This is a genomic window from Methylibium sp. (assembly GCF_965279545.1).
In the GTDB taxonomy this organism is placed as follows: Bacteria; Pseudomonadota; Gammaproteobacteria; order Burkholderiales; family Burkholderiaceae_C; genus Methylibium.
In genome coordinates this window covers 3,118,586-3,145,267 of sequence record NZ_OZ257250.1, presented here as the reverse complement: position 1 = coordinate 3,145,267, position 26,682 = coordinate 3,118,586, and the positions used below count along the sequence as shown (strand labels likewise).

Below are 26,682 nucleotides of genomic sequence, written 5' to 3'. Positions count from 1 at the left end.
CTTCAATGGCAAACGACGGGGACACCGGGGGCCAGCACCAACAGCTTGCCCCGGGGGCTGGATGCGCCGTTCAGGCTGCGGCATGCCGCCAGGTAGGCGTGCCCGTCCACGCTCACGCCGTGGTGTGCGCCGTCTCCGAGTTCCAGCACCTTCAGCAGGTCGGCGGGCAACGCCTCGGGAGCGAAACGGCCGAGCAACGACGGGCCCCGCGAGAAGAGCGTTTCGGCATCGGCGTTCGCGAAGGCGATCATGCCTTCGAGGTCGATGCCGATGACCGGGGTGGGCATGTTCTGCAGCATGTCGTGGGCGATCCCGAGGCTGATTTCCTCACGGCTCATGCGCTCGTTCTGGGTGTCGAGCAGCCGCTGCAGGCGCTGGTTGACCTTGGCCAGTTCCTGGTTCGCGATCTGCACCTGTGCGCCCAGGCGCCGGTTCTCGTCGGACATCTCCTTCTGCCGGAAGGCCTCCGAGATGTGGCCGCGCAGCCGTTCGTCGTCCCAGGGCTTGGTCAGGAACTTGTAGATCGCCCCTTCGTTGATCGCGTCGGTGATCGACTGCAGCTCGGTGTAGCCCGACAGCACCATGCGCACCGTGTCGGGGTACAGGTCCTTGGCGCGCCGGAGGAACTCCACGCCGGTCATGCCGGGCATGCGCTGGTCCGAGACGATGACGTCGATCGCCTGTTCGGCCAGCCGCTGCAGGCCCTGGGCTCCCGAGCTGGCGGTGACGATGTGGTAGCCGTCCCGGCGCAGCAGCCGCTTCAGTGCGGAGACGACGTTGTCCTCGTCGTCGACCAGCAGCAGCGTGCGGTTGCGCTGGCGCCGCTGCAGCAGGTGCTCGGGCAGCTGGCGGCGCTCTTGCAGCATCCCGGCCACGACACCGGCCGCGACCGGCTTGCTGAAGAAGTAGCCCTGCATCTGGTCGCAGCCGTTGGAGATCAGCAGCGCGAGCTGGCCTTCGGTCTCGACACCCTCGGCCAGCACCTTCATGCGCAGGCCGTGGGCCATGTTGATGACGGCCCGGGCCATCGACACGTCCTGTGGTGCCGCGGTCACGTCGTGCACCAGGGAGCGATCGATCTTGACGACGTCGATCGGCAGCGTGCGCAGATAGCTCAGGTTCGAGTACCCGGTCCCGAAGTCGTCGAGCGAAATCTCGACGCCCAGGGCCTTGAGTTCGCCGAGCGTTCGTGCCACGTGGGTGCCGTCGATCATCATCACGCTCTCGGTGATCTCGACGCCGAGGTCGTGCGGGTCGAGTCCCGTCTCGAGCAGCACCTGCTGGATGCGACGCGCCAGGTCGGGTTGCTCGAACTGGCGCACCGACAGGTTCACCGCCACCCTGATCGGCGCGAGTCCGGCCCGCTGCCAGGCGAGGTTCTGCGCGCACGCGGTGCGCAGCACCCAGTCGCCGATCGGCAGGATGAGGCCGGTCTCCTCCGCCAGCGGAATGAACTCCGTCGGCGAAATCTGGCCGCGCACCGGATCGGTCCAGCGCAACAGGGCTTCGACACCGATCAATGCACCGCTCGCCAGATCGAGCTGGGGTTGATAGTGCAGGTAGAACTCGTCCTTCTCGAGCGCGCGGCGCAGCGCGGCCTCCATCGCCAGGCGCGCGGCGGCCTTGGCGTTCGCGTCGGTGGTGTACACGCAGACATGGTTGTCACCCTGCTCGCGGGCGCGGTGCATGGCGGCCTGGGCCTGGTGCAGCAGCTGGTCGGCGCACTCGGCGTCGCGCGGGAACAGTGCGAGGCCCACCGCGCAACTCACCAGCACTTCGGTGTCTTCCACCATGAACGGCACGGAAAATGCCTCGACCACCGCCTGGGCCGCGGCGAGCGCGGTGGCCTCGCTCACGTCCTCCGCGTGGATCAACGGGACCGCATACCGGCCGCTGCCGAGGTGGGCCAGCATGTGCTGCGCCAGCACGCCACTCGACAGCCGCTCGCCGATGGCCGCCAGCAGCAAGTCGGCCGCGCCGTAGCCGAACGAATCGCTGACGATCTTGAGGTGATCGATCTCGAGGGCCAGCAAGGCCACCTCGCGCGATTCGCGCTGCGCCTGCAGCACCGTTCGCTCCAGGTGGTCGAGCAGCGCGTTGCGGTTGGGCAGCCGGGTCACGACATCGGACTGGGCGAACTGGTCGCGCTGGTGCTCGGCGAGACGCTGCGCCGTGATGTCCTGCAGGATGCTGATCACCCGCATGCCGTGGCCCTGGCCGCCGGCTTCGGCGGTGGCCCGGTGCAGCACGGTGCGCAGGTTGCCGTCGGCATGGACGATGCGGTGCTCGAATTCGCACGGCTCGCCGGGGCGCACGCCCTGCAGGATCATGCGCACGAAGGCTTCCTCGCTGGACGGCACGCGCGCCATCAGCCATTCACCCCCCACCCGATCGTCGACAAAGGGCTCGCCAAAGATCCTGAACATGCCCGCGGACTGCTTGACGGTGTCGGTCGCCACGTCGTACTCCGAAGAGCCGATCAGCGCCAGCTCCTCGGTCTGTGCCAGCAGCTGCTCGCGCTGCTGGGCGGTGCTCGCGATGCGCTTGAGCTCGCTCACGTCGTGCAGCGTGATCAGGTCGGCGGGCGAGCCTTCGAGCTCGAAGCGCGCGCTCCACAGGCGGGCGCTGAAGCAGCTGCCGTCCTTGCGCAGGCACTCGATGTCCTGTGAGCGTCCGCGCAGGCCGGCCTCTCGGCGTTGGATCTGCTCCGCGATCCTGGCCCGATCTTCGGGCGCGACCAGATCGGCAGGGTCCAGGCCGTCGAGCATTTCCCCGATCGTGTAGCCGAACAGCGCGGCCAGCATGGAGTTGATCAGGCGCAAGCGCGATGCCTGTACGACGAACATGGCGACCGGCGCCTGTTCGACCAGCAGTCGATAGGCGTCGATCCCGAGCTCGCCGGCAAGGGCGGGGTTGCGCTGCTGCGGCTCGCCTTGATTCACTGTGATCTCTGCAATGGGTGGATGGGGTCCGGGGGGGGGGAATGCCCGGTTCATGCCAGTTGTCGGCATGTGCAGCGCACAACTTGAGCGCGCAGCCGGTGCGGGCCTTGAGCGTTGTCAAACCGGCCGATGGCAGCTTCCTTGGGGTCCAGCCGCGTTGAACGCCGCACGGATCGAGGCGCCGGGGGCAGGGGCGGGAGCACTGAAGGCCCCGATCCTCGAAGGGGCATCGACCGCACCCGTTGCCCCCGGATGCTCGCCCGGCGCGTCATCGTCCGTCTTCTGTGCCTAGGGGTTCATCTTTGGCGGGCAACTTGCTAGGCTGAACCCCGAGCGGTATGGTCGCCGGCGGCGAATGCAGGGATGGACCATGCAGGGCCGCCGAGGACGCTCTAGCGGGGAGATCGGGCATGGATTTTCTCAGTTCGTTCCTGGGGCGCAGCGGCTTCCTGCCGCACGGCTACTGTTTCACCTGGACGCCCGGGGTGCTGTGGTCGATGGTCGGCGCGGACGCGGTCATCGCGGCAGCCTATTTCTCGATCCCCCTGGCCATCGTCAGCTTCGTTCGCAAGCGGCCGGACTCGTCGATGAACTGGGTGCCGTGGATCTTCAGCGCGTTCATCTTTGCCTGCGGTCTCACGCACGTGATGGACATCTGGACCGTCTGGCAACCCGACTACGGCCTGCAGGCGCTGACGAAGATGGTCACCGCGACGATCTCGATCCTGACGGCGGTTGCGCTGTGGCCGCTGATGCCGAAGGCGCTGAAGATCCCGTCGGTGAGTCAGTTGCAATCGGTCATCGGCTCGCTCGAAGAGGAGATGCGCAAGCGCCGAAGCGCGGAAGACCAGCTGATCGAGATCCAGCAAAGTCTTGCCGTGACGCTCGCCAGCATCGGCGCGGGCTTCATCGCCACCGACCGCGAAGGCCGTGTGACGCGCATGAATGCCGTGGCAGAGGCAGTGACCGGGTGGCCCGAGAGCGAGGCCCAGGGGCAGATCATCTGGGAGGTGTTCGAGCGCAGGAACCGCCCCCCCGCGTTTGCCGGGAGGAATCCGGTCGACGTGATGGTCGAGAACGGCATCACCATGGACACCGTTGACCATGGGGTCGCGGTCTCGCGCAGCGGCAGGCGCACGACGGTGGAAGTGCGCGCAACGCTGACGCATCTGGCCGACGGCACGGTGCGCGGACTGGCGATGGTGTTTCGCGACATGACGTCGCTGATGCTGGCCGAGGACGAAGCCAGGCGGCTGGCCGCGATCGTGGAGTCATCGAGCGACGCGATCATCGGCACGACGCTCGGCGGGCGCATCACGAACTGGAACAGCGGGGCCGCGGCCGTCTTCGGCTACCGCATGGAAGAGGTGATCGGCCAGCCGGTGCTGATGCTGATTCCGGAAGACCGCCAAGGCAAAGAGCTGCACCTCCTGGCCGACCTGGCAAGCGGCAAGAGCGTGCCCGCGTTCGATACCGTGTGCCGCACCAAGGAGGGTGGTCTGCTCGACGTGTCGGTCACGGTCTCGCCGATCCGCGACGCGCGGGGGCGCATCGTGGGGGCGTCGAGGATCGCGCGCGACGTCTCGGACAAGCGGCGTGCCGAGGCGGCTCTGCGCGACAGCGAGGCACGCCTGCGTTTCACGCTGGAGTCGGCCCAGATCGGCGACTGGGACATCGACCTGACGACCGGCTGGATGCGCCGTTCGCAGTGGCACGACCGCTGCTTCGGGTACGGCGAGCCGCCGGCGCAGTGGACCTTCGACACCTTCCTGTCGCACGTGCATCCGGAAGACCGGACCGAAGCGGCGCGCACTTTTCATCGTGCCGTCGCCGAGCTGAAAGACTGGCGCGTCGAGTGCCGCGTGGTGTGGCCCGACACGAGCGTGCATTGGATCAGGGCCCAGGGCAGCGTCGTGCGGGACGGTGTGACGCCGCAGCGCGTGCTCGGCATCGTGACCGACATCACCGAACAGAAGTCGGCCGACGAGGCCCGGCTCAGGGCCCAGCGCCTCGAGAGCGAGAACCGCCAGATACAGGAAGCGAACCGACTGAAGAGCCTGTTCCTGGCCAACATGTCCCACGAACTCCGCACGCCGCTCAACGCCATCATCGGCTTTGCCGATTTGCTGCATGCGAACGCCGTGCCGCCGGAGTCGCCCAAGCACCGTGTCTTCCTGGGCCACATCAGCACCAGCGGACACCACCTGCTGCAATTGATCAACGACGTGCTCGACCTGTCGAAGGTGGAGTCGGGCAAGTTCGAGTTCACGCCCGAGCCGGTGCACCTGCCTGCGCTGGTGAAGGAGGTGAGCGACACCCTCAACACCGCCGTTCTGCGAAAACGCATCCGGGTCAATACGGTCGTCGACCCGACGCTCACCGATCTCGTGTTGGACGTGGCGCGGCTCAAGCAGGTGCTGTTCAACTACCTGTCGAATGCGATCAAGTTCACGCCGGTGGGGGGCCACGTGACGGTTCGCGCCCGTGCCGAGGGGGCAACCCACTTCCGGCTCGAGGTCGAAGACGACGGCATCGGCATCGCGGCGGCCGACCTGCCGCGCCTGTTCAGCGAGTTCCAGCAACTCGACGCCGGCTACAACAAGCGGCACCAGGGCACCGGTCTCGGTCTCGCGCTCACGCGCCGCCTGGTGCAGGCGCAGGGCGGCAGCGTGGGGGTGCGCAGCACGGTGGGGCATGGCAGCGTGTTCCACGCGGTGCTCAACCGTGTGCACGGCACCGATGCGTGCCTTGCCGAAGCGGCGCTCGCCCAGCCGGCCGCCGGGCCGCCTGCCAACCGCTGGCTCGTGATCGAGGACGATCCCCGGGACCAGGACCGCCTGTTCCACGCGCTATCGGAAGCCGGCTTCGACGTGGACGTGGCGACCACCGGCGAGCAGGCGCTGCGGCACGCGAGCGGCCGAACCTACGATGCGATCACCCTGGACCTGATGCTGCCCGACCAGCATGGCCTCGGGGTGCTCGCGAACATCCGCAGCCACGGCCCGAGCCGCACTGCGCCCGTGGTGGGCATGACCATGCCCGCCGACTCGGGCACGGTCGCCGGTTTCTCGATCGCCGATGTGCTGTCGAAGCCGATCCGCACCGAGGAGATCGTCCTGGCCATGGCCCGCTTCCGACGACGGGAACCGGACCGCGCCAAGGTGATGGTGATCGATGACGACCCCCTGGCGCTGGACCTGATGCGCTCGACGCTCAAGGGTCTCGGCATCGAGACGGTCGGCCTGCTCGATGGCCGCCTGGCCCTGAGCGAGATCGATCAGCACCGGCCCGACGCCATCATTCTCGACCTGATGATGCCCGGCTTCGATGGTTTCGCGGTGATGGATGGCTTGCACCGATTGCCGCAGTGGCAAGCCACGCCGGTGTTCATCTGGACCAGCATGATCCTGTCGGACGCCGAATACGAAAGCCTGGCCCGATCGGCCAGCGCCATCGTCAGCAAGGGCGGCGGTGTCGTGACCGACCTGCTTGACGAATTGCGTCGATGGCGACCGCCGCACCGCGTGCTGCCGCCGAGGAGCCGTGTGTGACATCACCGCGCATTCTGGTCGTCGACGACAACGCCATCAACATCGAGTTGGTGACGTTTCTGTTGACATCGAATGGCCTCGTCGTCGAGTCCGCTGCGAATGCGGCCCAGGCCGTGGAGCGGGTCGGCGTGTTCCAGCCCGACCTCATCCTGATGGACGTGCAACTGCCCGGCATGGACGGGCTGTCGTTGACGAGGCAGATCAAGGCCGATCCCGCCACGCGGCATATCGTGGTCGTCGCCTTCACGGCGTACGCGATGAAGGGCGACGAGGCCAAGATGCGCGCGGCCGGCTGTGATGGCTACCTGTCCAAGCCGATCGACGTGGCCACTTTTGCAGCGAGCGTTCGCGCCTACGCCGAGGCTGCCGGCTGATCGGATGCGGGTGAACGCGACGGGGGGGTGTCAATCCACGAAGAAGTCCGGCACGAAGTCCTTCGTCCCCGGTGTCACGCTGTACTTCTCGAGGTCCGTGATGCCGTGCTCGGCCAGCAGCGTGTCGTCGATGAAGAAGTTGCCGGTGACGCTGCGTGCGTCGCTGGTCAGCACCAGCCAGGCGGCGTCGGCCAGGATCTCGGGCGTGCGGCAGCGGGCGATGTCGATGCCGGGGATCATCTGCAGCGCCGCGGTGGCGATCGCGGTGCGCGGCCACAGGCTGTTGACGCCGATGCCATAGGCCGTGAACTCGGCCGCATGGCCCAGCGTGCATTCGCTCATGCCGTACTTCGCCATCGTGTAGGCGACATGGTTCTTGAACCAGTGCGGCTTCATCGACAGCGGCGGACTCATGTTCAGCACCATCGGGTTGCGGCCGGCCTCGGCGCTCCTGACGAGCTGCGGCAGGCAGGCCTGGGTGCACAGGTAGGTGCCGCGCACGTTGACGCCGAACATCAGGTCGAAGCGCTTCATCGGCGTCATGGGTGTCGCCGTGAGGCTGATCGCGCTGGCGTTGTTGACGAGGATGTCGATGCCGCCGAAGCGCTCCACGGTCTGCGCCACCGCCGCCAGCACGCTCGCTTCGTCGCGGATGTCGCCGGCAATCGCCAGCGCCTGGCCCCCTGCGGCCTCGATCTCCTCGGCGGCGCTGTAGATGGTGCCGGGCAGCCTGGGGTTCGGCTCGGTGCTCTTCGCGATGATCGCGATGCGGGCACCGTCGGCCGCGGCGCGCCTGGCGATCGCCAGGCCGATACCGCGGCTCGCGCCGGTGATGAAGAGGGTCTTGTCGCGCAGGTTCATGGCAGCTTCCTCGTCAGGCAGGGTGGCGCCCGGTGGTGGTGGGCGCGGAGTCACGGGCGTCGTCTCTCAGACCTTGCTGAAGTCCGGCTTGCGCTTGTCCACGAAGGCCGAGAAGGCCTCGCGCGCTGCCGCGCCGCGCAGCAGCGGGCCGAACACCTCGCCTTCGGCGGCCATCGCTCGTGCCACCGGCTCGGCCGACGCGGCCTTCATCAGGCGCTTGGTCGCGATCAGCGCACTCTGCGGCTTGTCGGCCAGCTTCCTTGCCTGCGCCTGCGCGAAGTTGTTCGCTTCACTCGGCGGCAGGATGCGGTTCACCAGGCCCCACTCCTGCGCCTGCTCGACACCGAAGGGCTCGCCGAGCAGCAGCGCCTCGGCGGCGCGCGCATGGCCGATGCGCTGCGGCAGCAGCAGGCTCGAGGCGGCCTCGGGGCACAGGCCCAGGTTGACGAAGGGCAGGCTGAACCTGGCGTTGTCGCCGGCGTAGACGAGGTCGCAGTGCAGCAGCAGCGTGGTGCCGATGCCGACCGCCGCACCGCACACCGCCGCGACCACCGGCTTCGGAAAGCTGCGCAGGCCGTGCAGGAAACGCCACACCGGCGCGTCCGCACTGGCCGGTGGGTCGTTCAGGAAGTCGGCGAGGTCGTTGCCGGCGCTGAAGATCAGCTCGTGGCCCTGGATCACGAGCACGTGCACCGCGGCGGCGTCGCGGGCCGCGGCCAGCGTGTCGGCGAGCGTGGCGTACATCGCGGCAGTGATCGAATTCTTCTTGTCGAGCCGGTTGAAGGTCAGCGTCAGCACGCCGGCCTCGGTGTGGGTCAGGATGTCGCTCATGGCGGGGATCTCCGTGGTGTCGGGTTGTGCCGTCGGCCGCGAGCGCTCAGGCGTTGCGGGTCTGTTCGAATTGCTGCCAGTGATCGGCCAGGTGCATCAGATGCGCGCGCTGGTAGGCCGGCTTGTCGAGTGCGCCGTACGCGAAGTGGGGGGCCAGCGGGCCGGTGTGGACCTCGAAGGCGTCCATCGCCCGCAGCAGGCGCAGTGCCGCCACGTCCGGCGGCCAGGCGGCGTCGAGTGGCGCAGCGCCGGGGATCGGTTCGTCGAGTGAGTGCGTCATGCGGCCGCGCGCGTCGAACACCGCATGGGCCGCCGCACCCAGCGTGCGGGTGAACCAGGCCGGCTTCGACTGCGGATAGCCGGCCAGCGAGCCCTCGATGCTCTGCGCCAGGTGCTGCAAGGCCTGGCTCAGCGACCAGGCACCGCTGCTGCGCCAGCGCGAGCCCGGCTGTGCCAGCGCGAAGACCGCATTGCGCGCCTCGGCCCAGGTCGCGAAGCGCTCGATGCGTCCGGGCGCGCAGCCGCCGAGACCCCCCGCGGCGACCACCGCCATCCCCACCAGCGCGTGTCGCCGCTGCCAGCCGAGCGGCCGCCGCGGATCCGGCTCCGCCGGTCCGCCAGCGGTGCCCCCTGGGGGGCGCGGCGCAGCCGCAACGGGGGGGTTCACACGCTCTCGAAGATGCCGGCCGCGCCCTGGCCGGTGCCGACGCACATCGTCACCATGCCGTACTTCAGCTTGTGGCGGCGCAGCGCGTGCACCACGGTCGCGGCGCGGATCGCGCCGGTGGCGCCGAGCGGGTGGCCGAGCGCGATCGCACCGCCCATCGGGTTGACCTTGCTGCGGTCGAGCTCCAGCGTGTTCAGCACCGCCAGCGACTGCGCGGCGAAGGCCTCGTTCAGCTCGATCCAGTCGAGCTGGGCCGCAGTGAGGCCGGCGTACTTCAGCGCCGCGGGAATGGCCTCGATCGGCCCGATGCCCATGATCTCGGGCGGCACGCCCTTGATCGCGAAGCTGACGAAGCGCGCGAGCGGCGTGAGGCCGAACTGCCGACAAGCCTTCTCGGACGCGAGGATCAGCGCGCCCGCGCCGTCGCTGGTCTGCGAGCTGTTGCCGGCGGTGACGCTGCCCTTGGCGGCAAACACCGCCTTCAATCTGGCCAGGCCCTCGGCCGAGGTGTCCTTGCGCGGGCCTTCGTCCAGGCTCACGGTCTTCGTCTTGACGATCGTGCTGCCGTCCGTGAGATTGGGCAGGCGCTCGATCGCTTCGACCGGCGTGATCTCGTCGGTGAACTCGCCGGCCGCCTGCGCGCGCAAAGCCTTCAGGTGCGACTGCAGCGCGAACTCGTCCTGCGCCTCGCGCGAGACCTTCCACTGCGCGGCCACCTTCTCGGCGGTGAGGCCCATGCCGTAGGCGATGCCGATGTTCTCGTTCTTCGCGAACACCTCGGGGTTGAACGAGGGCTTGTTGCCGCTCATCGGCACCATGCTCATCGACTCGGCGCCGGCGGCGATCATCACGTCGGCCTCGCCGACGCGGATGCGGTCGGCCGCCATCTGCACGGCAGTCAGGCCCGACGCGCAGAAGCGGTTGACGGTCACGCCGCCGACCGAGTTCGGCAGCCCGGCCAGCAGCACCGCGATGCGGCCCATGTTCAGGCCCTGCTCGCCTTCGGGCATGGCGCAGCCGACGATCGCGTCCTCGATCGCTTTCGGGTCCAGCGTCGGCACCTGCTTCAGCGCGCCGTGCAGCGCGGCAACCAGCAGGTCGTCGGGGCGGGTGTTGCGGAACACGCCGCGGCCGGACCTGCCGATCGGGGTGCGGGTGGCGGCGACGATGTAGGCGTCTTGCACTTGCTTGCTCATGCTCGGTCCTTCGAGGGAGGAACTCCCTCTCCCGCGAGCGGGAGAGGGCAGGGGTGAGGGTGATGGATCTGCAACCAGTCGAGCAGTCGCGCCAGCACGGCGTCTCGCTCGGTCAAGGCTTCCCGGTTGGTGAAGCGAAGCACTTCGAAGCCCGCTCGGCGCAATGCCGCGGTGCGTTGCTCGTCTGCGAGCAACGCGGGCGGCTCGAAATGCTGGCCGCCGTCCAGCTCGACGACGAGCCCCGCCTCAAGGCAGGCGAAGTCGGCGATGTAGCAATCGATCGGATGCTGGCGGCGGAACTTGTAGCCGCACAGTCCGCGGTTGCGCAAGGCGTGCCACAGCGCGCGCTCGGCGTCGGTTTGGGCAGCACGCAGGGTGCGCGCCCTCACCCCTGCCCTCTCCCGCGAGCGGGAGAGGGGGTTGGACGGAGCGGGCTTGTGTTCCATGTGCTTCTTCAAGAAGTCGATGGCCATGCGTTCCGGTAAACCCGTCGGCAGCCGACTCAGTTCCGCACCGGCTTGCCGGTCTGCAGCATGCCCATGATCCGCTCCTGGGTCTTGGGGTGTTCCAGCAGGGCGCAGAAGTGCCTGCGCTCCAGCGCCATCAGGTACTCCTCGGTCACCAGCGAGCCGGCGTCGATGTCGCCGCCGCACACCACGTCGGCGATCAGCGAGGCGAGGTGGAAGTCGTGCGCGCTGATGAAGCCGCCGTCGCGCATGTTGGCGAGCTGGCCCTTGATGGTGGCGATGCCGCTGCGGCCGGCCACCGGGAACAGTCGCTTCACCGGCGCGCGGTAGCCCGACGCGAACAGCGCCTTGGCCTGCTGCGTCGCCACGAACAGCAGCTCGTCCTTGTGCGGCACGATCACGTCGCCGTCGATCAGGTAGCCGAGCTTGCGGCTCTCCAGTGCGCTGCTGCCCACCTTCGCCATCGCGGCGCTGGTGAAGCCGTCGGTCGCGAACTTCAGGAGGTCGGCGTTCGCGTTGCCGGCGTTGGCCATCTCGGCCGCGCGCCGCGCGATGTAGGTCAGCCCACCCGCGCCCGGCAGCAGGCCCACGCCCACCTCGACCAGGCCGATGTAGCTCTCCATCGCCACGACGCGCCGCGCGCTGTGGACGGCCAGCTCGCAGCCGCCGCCCAGCGCCAGGCCGCGGATCGCGCTGACCACCGGCACGCTGGCATAGCGGATGCGCAGCATCGCGTCCTGCAGCTTCTTTTCCTCCGGCGCGATGCCCTTGGCGCCGCTCTTCATGAACACCGGCATCAGCGCCTCGAGGTTGGCGCCGGCCGAGAACACGTCGTCGGGCGACCAGATCACCAGGCCCTGGAACTGCTCCTCGGCGATCTCGACCGCCTTCAGCAGCCCTTCGGTCACCGTCGGGCTGATCAGGTGCAGCTTGGCGGTGATCGACGCGATGAGCACCTCGCCGTCGAGCGTCCAGACGCGGATCTCGTCGTTGCGGAACAGCTCGGTGCCACTCTTCAGCGCATCGACCGCGCCGCTGCCCAGCACACCCTCGGGGAAGTGCTGGCGCTGGTAGACCGGCAGCACGCTGTGCGGCACGAAGGCCTGGCGCGACGGCGACCACGAGCCCTCGGGCGTGTGCACGCCAGCGCGTTCGGCCACCGGACCGTCGAACACCCAGGCCGGCAGCGGCGCCGTCGACAGCGCCTTGCCGGCGGCGATGTCGTCCTTCACCCAGCCGGCCACCTGCCGCCAGCCGGCGGCCTGCCACAGCTCGAACGGGCCCTGCTGCATGCCGAAGCCCCAGCGCATCGCGAAGTCGACGTCGCGCGCGTTGTCGGCGATCTCCTCCAGGTGCACCGCCGCGTAGTGGAAGGCATCGCGCAGGATGGCCCACAGGAAAGCGGCCTGCGGGTTGCTGCTCTCGCGCAGCAGCTTCAGGCGCTCGGCCGGCGGCTTCTTCAGCATGCGCGCGACGATCTCGTCGGCCTTGCCGCCCGCTGGCACGTAAGGGCCAGCTTCCGAGGACTGCACGTCGTCCCGCTTGGCGGGGTCGAGCCGCAGAATGTCCTTGCCGACCTTCTTGTAGAAGCCGGCGCCGGCCTTCTGGCCCAGCGCGCCCTTGGCGATCAGCGCCGACAGCACCGGTGGCGTCGCGTAGCTCGGGTAGAAGGGGTCGTCCTTCAGGTTGTCCTGCAGCGTCCTGATGACGTGCGCCATCGTGTCCAGGCCCACCACGTCGGCGGTGCGGAAGGTGCCCGAGCTGGCGCGGCCGAGCTTCTTGCCGGTCAGGTCGTCGACCACGTCGTACGTCAGGCCGAAGGCCTCGGCCTCCTTGATCGTCGCCAGCATGCCGGCGATGCCGACGCGGTTGGCGATGAAGTTCGGCGTGTCCTTCGCGCGCACCACGCCCTTGCCGAGGAAGGTGGTGACGAAGCTTTCGAGCTGGTCCAGCACCGAGGGCGTGGTGGTCGGCGTGTCGATCAGCTCGACCAGCGCCATGTAGCGCGGCGGGTTGAAGAAGTGGATGCCGCAGAAGCGCGGCTTGATGCTCTCGGGCAGCGCCGCCGACAGCGTGGTGATCGACAGGCCCGAGGTGTTCGACGCCAGGATCGCGTGCGGCGCCACGTGCGGCGCGATCTTCGTGTACAGGTCGAGCTTCCAGTCCATGCGCTCGGCGATCGCCTCGATCACCAGGTCGCACTCCTTCAGCAGATCGAGGTGCTCCTCGTAGTTCGCCGCACCGATCAGCGCCGCATCCTCGGCCACACCGAGCGGCGCGGGCTTCAACTTCTTCAGGTTGTCGATCGCCCTGGTGACGATGCCGTTCTTCGGGCCTTCCTTCGCAGGCAGGTCGAACAGCAGCACCGGCACCTTGACGTTGACCAGATGGGCGGCAATCTGCGCGCCCATCACCCCGGCCCCGAGCACGGCGACCTTGCGGACTTGGAATCGACTCATCTTGATATTCCTTCGTTCAGGGCGGGAGCTTCACTCCACGCGGATCCAGGTTTGGTTGCGGTAGAACGGGCCGATGTAGCCCCGCACCTCGAGCGTCCTGCCGCTGTCCAGCGGCTTCAGGCGCAGCTTGTAGGTCTTGCCGTTCTTCGGGTCGGTGATGTCGCCGCCGGTCCACAGGCCCTTGTCGTCGCCGTCCTGCCGGGCGTTGCGGATGATCGTCAGCCCGAGGAGGGGCTTGCCCTTGCGCTCGTCGGTGCATTTGTCGCAGTGGTCGTCCTGCCGGGCCGGGTCGAGCAGCTTCTCGATCGTGCCGGTGAACACGCCGCCGGACTCGGTGATGCGCACCAGCGACTTTTCCTGTTGGCTCTCGTCGTCGATGGTCTTCCACACCCCGGCCGGGGTGGCCTGGGCCTGGGCGGCGAAGGCCGCGAGCGACAGCAGGCAGGCGGTGACCATGTGCTTCATCGTCGTCTCCTGGTGTGACGGTCAGAAGAGGGCGGGCGTCAGAACAGCGCCTCGTCCATTTCCAGCAGCGGTTTGACGCCGGCGCGCGCGCTGCGGATCAGGCCCGCGGTCTCGGGCAGCAGCTTGGCGAAGTAGAAGCGCGCGGTGGCGAGCTTGGCGGTGTAGAAGGGGTCGCCCGAGGATTGCCTGTCGAGGGCGATCCTGGCCGAGCGCGCGAAGAAGTAGGCGAACACCAGGTGACCCACGATGCGCAGGTAGTCGACCGCCGCGCCGCCTACCTCGTCGGCGTTGCCGAAAGCCTTCATGCCCAGTTCGGTGGTGAGCTTGGTGACCTTGTCGCCCAGGTCGGCGAGCGGGTTCACGAACTCCTGCATCGCCTCGCTCGTGCCTTCGTCCTCGACGAAGCCGGCAATCAGCGTGCCGAACTTCTTCAGCTTCGCGCCGTTGTCGGCCAGCACCTTGCGGCCCAGCAGGTCGAGCGACTGGATGGTGTTGGTGCCTTCGTAGATCATGTTGATGCGGGCGTCGCGCACGTACTGCTCCATGCCCCACTCCTTGATGTAGCCGTGGCCGCCGAACACCTGCAGGCAGTGCGAGGTGGCGAGCCAGGCGTTGTCGGTCAGGAAGGCCTTGACGATGGGCGTCAGCAGCGCGACCTGCTCGGCTGCTTCCTTGCGCACGTCCTCGTCGGGGTGGCTCAGCTCGCGGTCGATCAGCAGCGCGGTGTGCAACGACAGCGCACGGCCGCCCTCGGCGTAGGCGCGCGCTGTCAGCAGCATCTTGCGCACGTCGGGGTGCACGATGATCGGGTCGGCCGGCTTGTCGGGCGCCTTGGGGCCCGACAGGCTGCGCATCTGGATGCGGTCCTTCGCGTAGGCCACCGCGTTCTGGTAGGCCACCTCGGTCAGGCCCAGCGACTGCATGCCCACGCCGAGGCGGGCCGCGTTCATCATCACGAACATCGCGGCCAGGCCCTTGTGCGGTTCGCCGACCAGCGTGCCGATGGCCCCGTCGAGGCTGATCTGCGCCGTGGCGTTGCCGTGGATGCCCATCTTGTGTTCGAGGCCGGTGCAGAAGACCGGGTTGCGCGCGCCGAGCGAGCCATCGTCCTTCACCAGGAACTTCGGCACCGCGAACAGCGAGATGCCCTTGCTGCCCTGCGGCGCGTCCGGCAGGCGGGCGAGCACCAGGTGGACGATGTTCTCGGCCAGGTCGTGCTCGCCCGAGCTGATGAAGATCTTCGAGCCGGTGATCTTGTAGTTGCCGTCGGGCTGGGGTTCGGCCTTGCTGCGCAGCAGGCCCAGGTCGGTGCCGCAGTGCGCCTCGGTCAGGCACATCGTGCCGGTCCAGTGGCCGCTGGTCAGCTTGGGCAGGTAGCTGCGCTTCTGCGCATCGGTGCCGTGCGTGCGCAGCGCCTCGTAGGCGCCGTGCGTCAGGCCGGGGTACATGGTCCAGGCCTGGTTGGCGCTGTTGAGCATCTCGTACAGGCACTGGTTCAGCACGATCGGCAGGCCCTGGCCGCCGTAGGCCGGGTCGCAACTCAGCGCCGGCCAGCCGCCCGCGACGTACTGCGCATAGGCCTCCTTGAAGCCCTTCGGGGCCGCGACCTCGTGGGTGGTCTTGTCGAGCGTGCAGCCTTGCGTGTCGCCGCTGATGTTGAGCGGGAAGATCACCTCGGCGGCGAACTTGCCGCCTTCCTCGAGCACCGCGTCGAGGGTGTCCGCATCGATCTCGGCATGGGGCGGCATCGCTTTCAACTCGGCGGTCACGCCCAGCAGTTCGTGCATCACGAACTGCATGTCGCGGATCGGGGGGGTGTAGGTGGCCATGGGGATGCTCCGGGAAAAGACAGGGTGAAGGCGGTCGGTGCCGCGCGGTGCTCAGCGCGCTTTCGCGGCGTGCCTGCCCGGTGCCGCGCGGGCTGCGGGCGCGGCCGGGCCGAAGTGGTCGCGGAGGATGCGCTCGAAGCCGGCGCCGGCGCGCTCGACGGCGCCCGGGTTGCGCATGAAGCGCGCGTCGTGGTGCAGCGCCAGGATCAGGCCGTGGATCTCGAACAGCAGTTGCGTCGGGTCGGTGTCGGGCCGCAGGTGCTGCTCTTCGATGGCGATGAGGATCGCACGCTGCAGCGCGTGGTGCCAGGTGCGCACCATCGCGACCAGGGCGTCGCGCACCGGGCCGGGCCGGTCGTCGAACTCGACCGCGCCGCTGATGTAGATGCAGCCGGAATCGACCTCGACCGACACGCGCTTGACCCAGCGCTCGAACATGCTGCGCAGCCGCGGCAGGCCGCGCGGCTCGCGCACCGCGGGGAAGAAGATCTCCTCCTCGAAGCGCGTGTGGTACTCGCGGATCACCGAGATCTGCAGCTCCTCGCGCGAGCCGAAATGGGCGAACACGCCCGACTTGCTCATGTGCGTGACCTCGGCCAGCGCTCCGATCGACAGGCCCTCGAGGCCGATCTGCGATGCCAGGCCGAGGGCGGCCTCGAGGATCGTCGCGCGGGTCAGCTGGCCCTTGTGCGGGCCGCGCGGCGGCGGGCGCGACTCGCCGCGGCCGGCGCGATTCGCGGCGGTGTCGGGATCGAGTGTCGAGTCGGCCAAGGCGGTTTCCGATAAAAATCGAACGATCGTTCTATTTTGCAGAAATCCACCGCCTTGGTGTGAACCAGGCCCGGCGATCTTTAGGGTTGTGTGGTTAACTGGTCCTAGGGTTTACCAGCTGTGCTGTCGCGGCATGCGGGGCGGCGGCTGGCTGCTGCCGGCAAGGGGCCAGGGCCGTTCCCGGGCGTGAGCCCTAAGGGCGCGTGGGCAGGCCTCAGTCTTCGTCGGCCTGCAGCAGCCAGGACGGCGCATCGGGATCGCGTGCGCGCTTCTCCAGCGGCTGGCGCAGGGCGCGCGCCTCGTCGATGAACTGTTGTGGGCCGGTGGTCGGCGCCAGGCGCAAGGCGGGCGGGCCCAGCGTGCTCAGGTAGAGCGGCGCAAACCAGCGGTCGCTGCGCTGCTGGTTCAGGGCCAGCTTCAGGCCGGCGCCGACGACGAACATGGTGGCGAAACCGACCGCGAGCGCCTGGCGGCGTGTGGGCAGGATCAGACTCAGGTGGCCCCACACCAGGCCGCAACCGAGCGCCAGCGTGATCAGCTCGCCGGCCCGCGCCAGCCCTTCCAACGACAGCGCAAAAGCGGCCAGTGGCAGTGCGGCGTCGAGCAGCAGCGAGACCAGCAGCACGCCCAGCGCCAGTTGCAGGTGCGCCAGGTAGTCGAAATGCCGCGTGAACAGCTTCGAGCCCAGCGCCCAGAGGAAGCACCACACGCCCAGCATCACCGGCGTGCCGACCAGCACCGGCAGGTAGCTGCTCAGCGGGTCGCCCGGGTCGCTCTGCAGCCAGTGCTCGCCCAGCACCCAGGCCAGCAGCAGCACCAGCCCGGCCAGCAGGCGGCGGCCGTGCACCGGCGCGGCTGCGGTCCAGGGCAGTTCGGGGGCCAGCACCTCGCCAGCCAGGCGCAGGCGCAGGCGGCTGCGGCCGATCTGCCATTCGGCGCCACTCCCCAGCGCCGCCCGTTCTCCGGCGTGCACGGTCCGGCCGGCGAGGCGCAGGCCGTTGCGCGACTCGCCGACACACAACAGCAGCGGTTCGCCGTCGGCTGCTTCGATCGTCGCGTGCCGCGGCGCGGCGTGCGGGTCGTCGAGCACCACGTCGCAGTCGAGCGCGCGACCGATCGTCACCGGCCACTGCATGACCGGCAAGCGGTGCGCGACGCCACCGTCGCGGTCGAGCAGTTCGATCAGGCCCAGCCGCGCCCCGCTCACGGCGCGCCCTTCAGGCCGTAGCCCTGCAGGTAGTGCGCCGCCAGCTTCATCGCATTGTCGAAACTGACGCCGCGCGCATCGAGGCGGCCCTGGGCGCCGGCGGTGGCCTGGTCGAGCGTGGCGACCAGCACGCTCAGGTCGTACAGGCCGGCGAGCCGCTTGTAGGCCGACAGGCACAGCACCGCGCGCAGCGGCAGGCCCTCGTGGTCGACGAAGCGCTCGCGGCATTGCGGCGCCGTGTACTCCTTCGGGTTGCGCCGTCCGAAGCTCTCGTTGCGAAAACTCGCGCCGTAGCGCTCGGTGAAGCGCAGCCAGCCGATCTTGCGGCCGTCGTAGGCTTCGTGACGCACGCCCAGCGAGCCGGTGAGCATGCCGCCGCTGACGAAGATCTGGGTGTCCATCTCGCAGTCGGAGCGCTCGAATTCGATGCCCTTGGTGTCGGCCGCGGTGCTGCGGCCCCAGCAGCGCATGAAGTCCTCCTGCGGCACGGGGATCAGGTAGTGCGGGTGGCCGGCGCTGCGCCAGGGCTGCTGGATGAAGCGCTGCGTGACGGCGTCCTGGTGTGTCAGCAACTGCGCGGTGAGCAGCGGATAGACCGGCGTGGTGATCGGCGCTGCCGTGCGCGCGCGCTCGACCAGCGCCTGCGCGAAGGGCGCCGGCACCAGGAAGCTGACCTGCTGCCCGTCACGCCGCGTCGCGACATTGATGCCGACCACGCGCCCCTGCTCGTCGAGGGCCGGGCCGCCGCTCATGCCGGCGTTGAGGGCGCCGCCGAAAAAGATGCTCGGGTAGAAGCTGCGTTCGACCAGCCCGTTGTAGTTGCCTTCGAGCACCGCGAAGCCGACGTCGAGCGGGTTGCCGAGCGAATAGATCCGCTCGCCCTGGGCCAGCGTCTCGGCGGCGGGGCGAAAGGCGAGCGGCTCGCCCGGTGCGTCGACGGCGGCCGCGCCGTTCTTCTTCGCGGGGCCGGTCGGAGGCAGGGCCTTGACGAGCGCGAGGTCGTGGATCGCGTCGAAGCCGAGCAACTGCAGCGCGCCTTCGCGACCGTCGACACGGTTGTAGGTCAGCCGGTAGCGTTCGGGCTGCAGTGCCGCCTGGCTGACGACGTGGTAGTTGGTGACGATGAGCCCGTCGTTGCTGACGAAGAAGCCCGAGCCGACCGAGGCCTGACTGTCCTGGCCCTTCAGCAGCGTGCGGACCTGCAGCAGCTGGCCGCGCGCGCGCTCGTAGAGGCGTTGTGCCGAGGGCGAGACGGGCAACGGCGCGGCAGCGGCCGACGGGGATGCCGCCGCCGGGGCCGAGGCCGGCGAGGCAGCGGAAGCGGGTGCGGCGGGCTGGGCACAGGCGGCGCCGCTCGCCAGCGCGAACAGCAGCTCGAGTGCACGCTGCCGCCAGGCTCGGGGTCGTGTCATGGCATCGATTCTGGCAGGGAGCTGCGGCTTACCATCGCTGCGGATCACGCGGACGCGGAGGTGCGATGAAGGTCGCGGTGGTGGGCTTGGGCGCGGTCGGCGGCTTCCTGGCCGCGCGGCTGGCACGCGGCGGCCATGCGGTCAGCGCGTTGGCGCGCGGCGCCACGCTGGCGGCGGTGCGCGAACACGGGCTGCAGTTGGACGAGAACGGGCAGATCGTCACGCACCCGATCGCGGTGGCGGACGATGCGGCGGTGCTCGGCCCGCAGGACCTGGTGGTCGTCGCAGTCAAGGCGCCGGCGCTGGCGGCCGTGGCCCAACGGCTCGCGCCGCTGCTCGGGCCCGACACGCCGGTGCTGACCGCGATGAACGGCGTGCCATGGTGGTTCTTGCAGACGCTGCCGGCCGGCCGCATCGACCCGCGGCTCGCGAGCGTCGACCCCGGGGGTCGCATTGCCGCGGCCTTGCCGCTGGCGCGCGTGCTCGGCGGCGTGGTGCATCTGACGTGCAGCACGCCGTCGCCGGGAGTGGTGCGTCACGGCTTTGGCGACCGCCTCATCGTGGGCGAACCGGTCGGTGGCCCGAGCGCACGGGTCGATGCCGTCGCGCAGGCCTTGCGCGACGGCGGCCTGCAGGTCGAGGCCACGCCCGACATCCGCCAGGCCATCTGGTTCAAGCTGTGGGGCAACATGACCACCAACCCGGTGTCGGCACTCACCGGTGCGACGGCCGACCGGATCTTCGACGATCCGCTGGTCAATGCCTTCTGCCTGCGCGCAATGGCCGAGGCGTCCGCGATCGGTGCGCGCATCGATTGCCCGATCGCGCAGAGCGGCGAGGAGCGCCAGGCGGTGGGGCGCAAACTCGGTGCCTTCAAGACCTCGATGCTGCAGGACGTGGAGGCGGCCCGCCCGATCGAGCTCGATGCGCTGGTGACCAGCGTGCACGAGATCGGCCTCAAGCTCTGCCTGCCCACCCCGAACATCGACGCGCTGCTCGGCTTGACCCGCCTGATGGCCGGCACACGCGGCCTGCTGCCCGCGACGGCCGGTCGATGACGGTCGCGTGACGCTCGGCGCAAGATGCACCGGGGTGTCGCGCCGGCCCCGCACATTCCCCGCGGCAGCGCCGGAGTTGGCGTTGCTCCGCTTGAGGCGGCATGCCGCCGTGCTCTATGCTCCGTGTCAAGGAGTTTGTGCATGGACGTGCTGCAGCTCGACGTGTCGGGCCGACCTCAGGCTTGGATCACCGCCCGCGAGGCGGCGATTCTCTACGCCAGCGACGGCGTCGCGTGGACGCTGGGCGAGGCATGCCTGGTGCTGCGCGGCGGCATCCAGCGCCGCACCGGCCTGCAGTCGCGCATCGAGGTGCACTCCATCATCGCGGTGCGCGGCAGCGTGCCCAGCCGCGCCTGGCGCCAGACGCCGGCGCTGTCGAATCCCAAACTGTTCGTCCGCGACCGCTACTTCTGCGCGTACTGCGGCGGCCAGTTCCATGCCGACGACCTGACGCGCGAGCACATCCAGCCGACCTCGCGCGGCGGGGTCGACAGCTGGATGAACTGCATCACCGCCTGCCGCGGCTGCAACGGCCGCAAGGCGGATCGCACGCCCGAAGAGGCGCACATGAGCCTGCTGTACCTGCCCTATGTGCCCAGCCTGCACGAGGACATGATCCTGCGCGGGCGCCGCATCCTGGCCGACCAGATGGAGTTCCTGCTGGCCAGCGTGCCACGCTCCAGTCGCCTGCACGGCTAGGGTCGCCGCCCGCTGGCTTTACACGGCGACGGGTCGCCGCGGTGAAATAATTCCGCTTCGGCCACTGTGCAGCCAATGAACCGAAGTCGCGCCGCCGACTCCAACACGGCTGTGTCAACGCCTTCGAATGCGGCCTCGTTGTGCCGTCACCGCGTGGAGGATTTCCTCATGAAGAAGTTTCTGATGGCCGGCCTCGTGCTGGCCCTGGCCGCCTGTTCCACCACCAGCCCCGACGTGATCCAGCGCGGTGACGCGCAGCGCCTGTCGACCGTGCAGGATGCGGTGGTCATCAATGTGCGACAGGTGACGGTCGAGGGCACGCAGTCCGGCATCGGCGGTGTGGCCGGCGGTGTGGCCGGCGGCGTGGCCGGCAGCTCGGTCGGCGGCCACCGCGAAGCGGTGGTGGTGGGCGTGCTCGGCGCGGTCGCTGGCGCGGTGGTCGGCAACGTTGCGGAGCGCGCCGCGACCCGCGAGCAGGCGCTGGAGATCATGGTGCAACTGCGCAACGGCGAGCGCCGCGCGATCGTCCAGGCGCAGGGCAAGGAGAGCTTCCAGCCCGGCGATCAGGTCGTGTTGATCTCCAGCGGCGGCACGACGCGCGTGGCGCGGACCCAGTCGGTTCAGCCGCCGGTGCCGCAGCCGCGCAGCTGAGCCCGCAGGGCCCCGGGCGGCGTGATCAGATCTCCGGCGCCAGTGCGGCGCCGGGCTGCTGATCGCACTCGCTGAAGATCCGCACCCGGCACCGGGCGCAGATCCCGGGATCGAGCCGCGGCACGATCCGTGCGATTGCACTGTGCTTGTCGGCGAAGATGTGGTCGCGGCCCAGCACATCGAGGAAGCCGGCGCGCTCCCACAGTTCCAGCACCGGCGGACGCGGGCGGTGGAAGTACAGGTCGCCGCCGAGGGCGCGGCGGCTTCGCAGCTCCTCGCTCCAGACCTGGGCACCGGCCGGGTCGATGAAGTTCATGCTCTTGCTCATCACCAGCAGATGCCTGGGTGCGTCGGCGGCGTCGCGCAGGTGGTGCAGCGTGTCGGACACGTGTTGCGCGGCGCCGAAGTAGACCGCGCCTTCCATGCGCAGCAACTTCAGCTGCGGGCACTCGGGCAGGGCGCCGGCCTGCCCGTCGAGCACGACGAAGGGCCGGCCCGGCGTCACCGAGTCGAAGCCCATCGTGCGCATCGCCGGCCGGGCGGTGCGCTGCAGGTAGCTGCTCAAGGACAGGATGCTGCCCAGCAGGATGGCAATCTCAAGCCGCAGGCTCACGGTGGCCACCGCGGTCGCCGCGGCGATCGCGAAGTCGCTGCGCTCCAGCCGCACCAGGCGGTGCCAGCCCGGCAGGTCGAGCAGGCTCCAGGCGACCGGCAGCAGCACGGCGGCGATCGCGGCGTTCGGGATCAGCGCCAGCAGCGGCGCGCTGGCCAGCACCAGCAGCAACAGCAGCAGCGCCGAGAACACCGCCGCCAGCGGCGTCTGCGCACCGGCTTCGAAGTTCGGCAGCGAGCGGTTCAGCGAGCCGCAGGACACGTAGGCCGAACTCAGGCCGCCCGCCAGGTTCGACAGGCCCTGTCCGAAGAACTCGCGGTTGGCATCGATGCGCTGACCCGAGCGGGCCGCGACGGCCTTGGCGATCGAGATCGACTGTGCCAGGGCCACCAGGGTCAGTGCGAAGGCGATGCCCACGAGGTCGGGCAAGCGCGCCACGTCGACGCGCGGCCAGTGCCATTGCGGCCAGGGCAGCGGCAGCTCGCCGATCTGCTCGACGTGCCAGAACGTGCCGTCGTCGTGGCCGGCGTTCAGCAGCGTCGCACCCAGCGTGCCGGCTGCCAGCCCGAGCAGCAGTGCCGGCCAGCGCGGTCGCCACTGCCGCGCGGCGAGCGTGACCGCCAGCGTGAGCGCGCTCACGACGAGTGCGCCGGGATGCACCGCCTCGAGCGGGCGCGTTAGCGCCAGGCTCAGCGTCGAGCCGACGTGGCCGCCGGTGCTCAGGCCGAACAGGTCCGGCAGTGCATGCAGCACGATCAGCAGGGCCGCGCCGGTCGTGAAGCCGAGCAGGGCGGCCGGCGAGATGAAGTTGGCGATGCTGCCCAGGCGCAGCGCGCCGATCAGGGTCTGCATCACGCCGACCAGCAGCGTCACGGTCAGCGCGAGTTCGATGTAGTCGGGGCTGCGGACCCAGGCCAGCGGCGTCAGCATCGCCGCGAGTGCCAGCGAGTTGGCATTGGTCGGCCCCGACATCACGTGCCGGCTCGAGCCGAACAAGGCTGCCACGATGCAGGGCAGGATGGCGGTGGCCAGGCCGTACTGCGGCGGCAGCCCGGCCAGTGTCGCGAAAGCGATGCCCTGCGGCAGCACCAGCACGGCGCCCAGCAGCCCGGCCAGCAGGTCGGCACGCAGTGTGTGGCGCGAGACCTCGGCCACCCAGGGGCCGAAACAGCGGCGGAGCAGCGGCAGGGCGGCCGGCGCGGGGGGCGAAGTCATGCAGGATGATAGAAGCCGCTGCGTCGCACAGCCTCCATTTCACCTCCCGCATGAACCTCCAAGCCGAGCGCTCCGATCCACCGTGCCGGGCGTCATCCGTGCGTTGCTGGCCGCACGCCGCACCGGCCGGCCCTGCGACTCGCCAGCGATGCCGTGGCGGTCGAGTTCCCGGGGCCGGGCTCGCTGCGCCTCGACTTCCGGGCCGGGCGCTGAGACCGGCGCGCCAACGGGGGCGACGCGGCGCAATTTCGCGGGGGCATGCCGACTGCCGCGCCGCGCTGCGTTGCACAATGCCTCGCATCGCGGGACGAATACAGCCTGGCATCCCGCCGGCCGACGGCCCGCTTTTCGCCATGGAGAGCACAGCAGCATGACGCAGATCCCCACGCTCGAGACCGCGACCACGTCGAGGATCCACATGATCGGCGGAGAGAAGGGCGGCGTCGGCAAATCGCTCGTGTCGCGGCTGCTGGCGCAGTACCTCATCGACCACGAGATTGCGTTCACCGGCTTCGACACCGACCGCTCGCACGGCTCGCTGATGCGCTTCTACTCCGGCTACGCGTCGCCGGTGCTGGCCGATCGCTACGAGGCGCTCGATGCCATCGTCGAGGCGGCCATTGAGGTGCCCGGCCGGCGCGTGCTGGTCGACTTGGCGGCGCAGACGCACGAGCCGCTGGTGAAGTGGATGGACGAGTCGGGCGTGCTGGACCTGGCCGACATGTCCGGCGTCGCGATCCACTACTGGCACGTGATGGACTCCGGCAAGGACTCCGTCGACCTGCTCAAGCGCCTGCTCGACCGCTTCGGGCGGCGCCTGCGCTACGTGCTGGTGCGCAACCAGCTCCGCGGCGACGACTTCAGCCAGCTCGAGAAATCCGGCGAGCAGGACCGCGCGCTGGCGCTGGGCGCCCGCGTGATCACGCTCAAGCGCTTGCATGACTCGGTGGTGCAGAAGATCGACGCCAGCAACAGCAGCTTCTGGGCGGCGCGCAATTCGCCCGGCAGCGAAGGTCCGGGCCTGGGCCTGATGGAGCGGCAGCGCCTCAAGTTGTGGCTCAACCACGCCTTCGGCGAGATCGAGGCGGCAGGGGTCTGACCCGTCGGGCCCGCTGCCGAGCGGACCTTCATCACGCTCCGGGTGCCGCGCTATTGAAACGCCGGCGACGACCCCTATAATCTGTCGCTAGCACTCGTGCAGACTGAGTGCTAACAAGCCGGGGACGACGTCATCGTCTCGGGTTGCGCAAATGTAAGTTTGCGCTAACTGCTTGAAATAAGTCCATAGATATTCGATACCCATCAAGGAGATGCGATGAAACTTCGTCCTTTGCACGATCGCGTGATCGTCAAGCGCCTCGAACAGGAAACCAAGACCGCTTCGGGCATCGTGATCCCCGACAACGCCGCCGAGAAGCCCGACCAGGGTGAAGTGCTGGCCGTCGGCCCGGGCAAGCGCAACGACAAGGGCGACTTCATTGCCCTGAACTGCAAGGTCGGCGACCGCGTGCTGTTCGGCAAGTACAGCGGCCAGACCGTCAAGGTCGATGGCGACGAACTGCTGGTGATGCGCGAGGAAGACCTGTTCGCCGTGGTCGAAAAGTAAATCGCACGCGATTTACTTTCGTCGCAGGCTGACTTCGCGTAGCGAAGTCAAGGCCCCAAGGGCCGGCCGCAGACAAAAGAATTCCCCGGCGCGAGCCGGCAAATCAGATTTCGGAGAATACAAATGGCAGCTAAAGACGTCGTTTTCGGCGGTGAAGCCCGCGCTCGCATGGTCGAGGGCGTGAACATCCTGGCCAATGCGGTCAAGGTGACCCTGGGTCCGAAGGGCCGCAACGTGGTGCTCGAGCGCTCGTTCGGTGCGCCGACCGTGACCAAGGACGGTGTGTCCGTGGCCAAGGAAATCGAGCTCAAGGACAAGCTCCAGAACATGGGCGCCCAGATGGTCAAGGAAGTGGCTTCCAAGACCAGCGACATCGCCGGCGATGGCACCACCACCGCCACCGTGCTGGCCCAGGCCATCGTGCGCGAAGGCATGAAGTACGTGGCTGCCGGCATGAACCCGATGGACCTCAAGCGCGGCATCGACAAGGCCGTCCTGGTCCTGGTCGAGCAGCTCAAGAAGCAGTCCAAGCCCACCACCACCAGCAAGGAAATTGCGCAGGTCGGCACCATCTCCGCCAACAGCGACGATGAAGTCGGCAAGATCATCGCCGAGGCGATGGACAAGGTCGGCAAGGAAGGCGTGATCACCGTCGAGGACGGCAAGAGCCTGAACAGCGAGCTCGATGTGGTCGAAGGCATGCAGTTCGACCGCGGCTACCTGTCGCCCTACTTCATCAACAACCCGGAGAAGCAGAGCGCGGTGCTCGACAACCCGTTCGTGCTGCTCTACGACAAGAAGATCAGCAACATCCGCGACCTGCTGCCCACGCTGGAGCAGGTGGCCAAGTCCGGCCGTCCGCTGCTGATCGTCGCGGAGGAAGTGGAAGGCGAAGCGCTGGCGACCCTGGTGGTCAACACCATCCGCGGCATCCTGAAGGTCGTCGCCGTCAAGGCGCCGGGCTTCGGTGACCGTCGCAAGGCCATGCTGGAAGACATCGCCATCCTGACCGGCGGCAAGGTCATCGCCGAGGAAGTCGGCCTGACGCTCGAGAAGGTCACGCTGGCCGACCTGGGTCAGGCCAAGCGCGTCGAAGTGGGCAAGGAAAACACCACCCTGATCGACGGTGCCGGCGCCGCGGGCGACATCGAAGCGCGCGTCAAGCAAGTGCGCGTGCAGATCGAAGAAGCCACCAGCGACTACGACCGTGAGAAGCTGCAAGAGCGCGTGGCCAAGCTGGCCGGCGGCGTGGCCGTCATCAAGGTCGGCGCTGCCACCGAAGTCGAGATGAAGGAAAAGAAGGCGCGTGTCGAAGACGCGCTGCACGCCACGCGCGCGGCGGTGGAAGAAGGCATCGTCGCCGGTGGTGGCGTGGCCTTGCTGCGTGCCAAGCAGGCCGCCGGTGCGATCAAGGGCGACAACCCCGACCAGGACGCCGGCATCAAGCTGATCCTGCGTGCGATCGAAGAGCCGCTGCGCATCATCGTCACCAACGCCGGTGACGAAGCCAGCGTGGTGGTCAACGCCGTGCTCGCCGGCAAGGGCAACTACGGCTACAACGCCGCCAACGGCACCTACGGCGACATGATCGAAATGGGCATCCTGGACCCGACCAAGGTGACCCGCACCGCGCTGCAGAATGCTGCCTCCGTGGCCGCGCTGATGCTGACGACGGAAGCCATGGTCGCCGAGTCGCCCAAGGATGACGCTCAGGGCGGCGGCATGCCGGGTGGCATGGGCGGCATGGGCGGCATGGGCATGGACATGTGATGTCCGGCCGGCATCCTTCGGGATGCCGGCCGCCTGGG

Annotated in this window: 21 protein-coding genes; 8 read left to right on the top strand and 13 right to left on the bottom strand. The window is 68.9% G+C overall.

All coding sequences use genetic code 11. The features are described 5' to 3' along the window. Positions 1-2: 2 nt before the first annotated feature. Entirely contained in the window at positions 3-2,942 is a 2,940-nt protein-coding gene (locus ACQY9S_RS14725; RefSeq protein ID WP_428420557.1) for an EAL domain-containing protein, read from the bottom strand. 410 nt (positions 2,943-3,352) lie between these two features. Here ACQY9S_RS14725 and ACQY9S_RS14720 point away from each other — a divergent pair, with 410 nt between their 5' ends. Together ACQY9S_RS14720 and ACQY9S_RS14715 are read left to right on the top strand one after the other, a co-directional pair. Continuing rightward, positions 3,353-6,493 (top strand): PAS domain S-box protein, encoded by a 3,141-nt coding sequence (locus ACQY9S_RS14720; RefSeq protein ID WP_428420555.1) that lies wholly within the window; start codon positions 3,353-3,355, stop codon positions 6,491-6,493. Next, positions 6,448-6,867: a response regulator gene (locus tag ACQY9S_RS14715; protein ID WP_428420554.1), complete on the top strand. Its 420-nt coding sequence runs from the start codon at positions 6,448-6,450 to the stop codon at positions 6,865-6,867. Before ACQY9S_RS14720 ends, ACQY9S_RS14715 begins: the two co-directional genes overlap by 46 nt. 30 nt (positions 6,868-6,897) lie before the next feature. Here ACQY9S_RS14715 and ACQY9S_RS14710 read toward each other — a convergent pair whose 3' ends face one another. The 11 genes from ACQY9S_RS14710 to ACQY9S_RS14660 all read right to left on the bottom strand — a co-directional run bounded on the left by ACQY9S_RS14710 (position 6,898) and on the right by ACQY9S_RS14660 (position 19,032). After that, positions 6,898-7,728, bottom strand: coding sequence for an SDR family oxidoreductase (locus ACQY9S_RS14710; protein WP_428420553.1), 831 nt, complete (start codon positions 7,726-7,728; stop codon positions 6,898-6,900). Positions 7,729-7,794: 66 nt separating this feature from the next. Further along, the gene (locus ACQY9S_RS14705; RefSeq protein WP_428420551.1) at positions 7,795-8,559 is read right to left on the bottom strand and encodes an enoyl-CoA hydratase; all 765 of its coding nucleotides are present in this window, start codon (positions 8,557-8,559) and stop codon (positions 7,795-7,797) included. A gap of 46 nt (positions 8,560-8,605) precedes the next feature. After that, entirely contained in the window at positions 8,606-9,112 is a 507-nt protein-coding gene (locus tag ACQY9S_RS14700; RefSeq protein WP_428420550.1) for a DUF1569 domain-containing protein, read from the bottom strand. Positions 9,113-9,222: 110 nt separating this feature from the next. Then, positions 9,223-10,422: an acetyl-CoA C-acyltransferase gene (locus ACQY9S_RS14695; protein WP_428420548.1), complete on the bottom strand. Its 1,200-nt coding sequence runs from the start codon at positions 10,420-10,422 to the stop codon at positions 9,223-9,225. Further along, on the bottom strand, positions 10,419-10,895 hold the full coding sequence (locus tag ACQY9S_RS14690) for an endonuclease domain-containing protein (RefSeq protein ID WP_428420547.1): 477 nt from the start codon (positions 10,893-10,895) through the stop codon (positions 10,419-10,421). Before ACQY9S_RS14690 ends, ACQY9S_RS14695 begins: the two co-directional genes overlap by 4 nt. 29 nt (positions 10,896-10,924) lie before the next feature. Beyond that, positions 10,925-13,348 (bottom strand): 3-hydroxyacyl-CoA dehydrogenase/enoyl-CoA hydratase family protein, encoded by a 2,424-nt coding sequence (locus ACQY9S_RS14685; protein ID WP_428420545.1) that lies wholly within the window; start codon positions 13,346-13,348, stop codon positions 10,925-10,927. Between the two features lie 30 nt (positions 13,349-13,378). After that, positions 13,379-13,813, bottom strand: a complete 435-nt coding sequence (locus ACQY9S_RS14680) for a DUF2147 domain-containing protein (protein ID WP_428420544.1) — start codon at positions 13,811-13,813, stop codon at positions 13,379-13,381. 38 nt (positions 13,814-13,851) lie between these two features. Further along, entirely contained in the window at positions 13,852-15,642 is a 1,791-nt protein-coding gene (locus ACQY9S_RS14675; RefSeq protein WP_428420542.1) for an acyl-CoA dehydrogenase C-terminal domain-containing protein, read from the bottom strand. Positions 15,643-15,693: 51 nt separating this feature from the next. Then, the gene (locus ACQY9S_RS14670) at positions 15,694-16,413 is read right to left on the bottom strand and encodes a TetR/AcrR family transcriptional regulator (RefSeq protein ID WP_428420541.1); all 720 of its coding nucleotides are present in this window, start codon (positions 16,411-16,413) and stop codon (positions 15,694-15,696) included. Between the two features lie 214 nt (positions 16,414-16,627). Beyond that, positions 16,628-17,620 carry an FHA domain-containing protein gene (locus ACQY9S_RS14665; protein ID WP_428420540.1) on the bottom strand — a complete coding sequence of 331 codons (993 nt, stop codon included), beginning with the start codon at positions 17,618-17,620 and terminating at the stop codon, positions 16,628-16,630. Next, entirely contained in the window at positions 17,617-19,032 is a 1,416-nt protein-coding gene (locus tag ACQY9S_RS14660) for a S1C family serine protease (protein WP_428420538.1), read from the bottom strand. The genes ACQY9S_RS14665 and ACQY9S_RS14660 overlap by 4 nt, the downstream gene beginning before the upstream one ends. A 65-nt stretch (positions 19,033-19,097) precedes the next feature. Between ACQY9S_RS14660 and ACQY9S_RS14655 the strand changes: the two genes are divergently transcribed. From ACQY9S_RS14655 to ACQY9S_RS14645, 3 genes are all read left to right on the top strand, one after another. After that, a complete protein-coding gene (locus ACQY9S_RS14655; RefSeq protein ID WP_428420537.1) occupies positions 19,098-20,090 on the top strand; it encodes a 2-dehydropantoate 2-reductase in 993 nt (330 codons plus the stop codon). Positions 20,091-20,231: 141 nt separating this feature from the next. Then, entirely contained in the window at positions 20,232-20,789 is a 558-nt protein-coding gene (locus ACQY9S_RS14650; protein ID WP_428420535.1) for an HNH endonuclease, read from the top strand. 168 nt (positions 20,790-20,957) lie between these two features. Next, entirely contained in the window at positions 20,958-21,440 is a 483-nt protein-coding gene (locus ACQY9S_RS14645) for a glycine zipper 2TM domain-containing protein (RefSeq protein ID WP_428420533.1), read from the top strand. 25 nt (positions 21,441-21,465) lie between these two features. Here the strand turns inward: ACQY9S_RS14645 and ACQY9S_RS14640 are convergent, their stop codons facing one another. After that, entirely contained in the window at positions 21,466-23,268 is a 1,803-nt protein-coding gene (locus ACQY9S_RS14640) for a SulP family inorganic anion transporter (RefSeq protein ID WP_428420531.1), read from the bottom strand. Between the two features lie 370 nt (positions 23,269-23,638). Between ACQY9S_RS14640 and ACQY9S_RS14635 the strand changes: the two genes are divergently transcribed. From ACQY9S_RS14635 to groL, 3 genes are all read left to right on the top strand, one after another. Continuing rightward, complete coding sequence (locus tag ACQY9S_RS14635; protein WP_428420530.1) at positions 23,639-24,367, top strand: mobilization protein; 729 nt, start codon at positions 23,639-23,641, stop codon at positions 24,365-24,367. Between the two features lie 216 nt (positions 24,368-24,583). Continuing rightward, positions 24,584-24,874 carry a co-chaperone GroES gene (locus ACQY9S_RS14630; RefSeq protein ID WP_011828027.1) on the top strand — a complete coding sequence of 97 codons (291 nt, stop codon included), beginning with the start codon at positions 24,584-24,586 and terminating at the stop codon, positions 24,872-24,874. A gap of 123 nt (positions 24,875-24,997) precedes the next feature. After that, entirely contained in the window at positions 24,998-26,644 is a 1,647-nt protein-coding gene (groL, locus tag ACQY9S_RS14625) for a chaperonin GroEL (RefSeq protein WP_428420529.1), read from the top strand. Positions 26,645-26,682 lie beyond the last annotated feature (38 nt).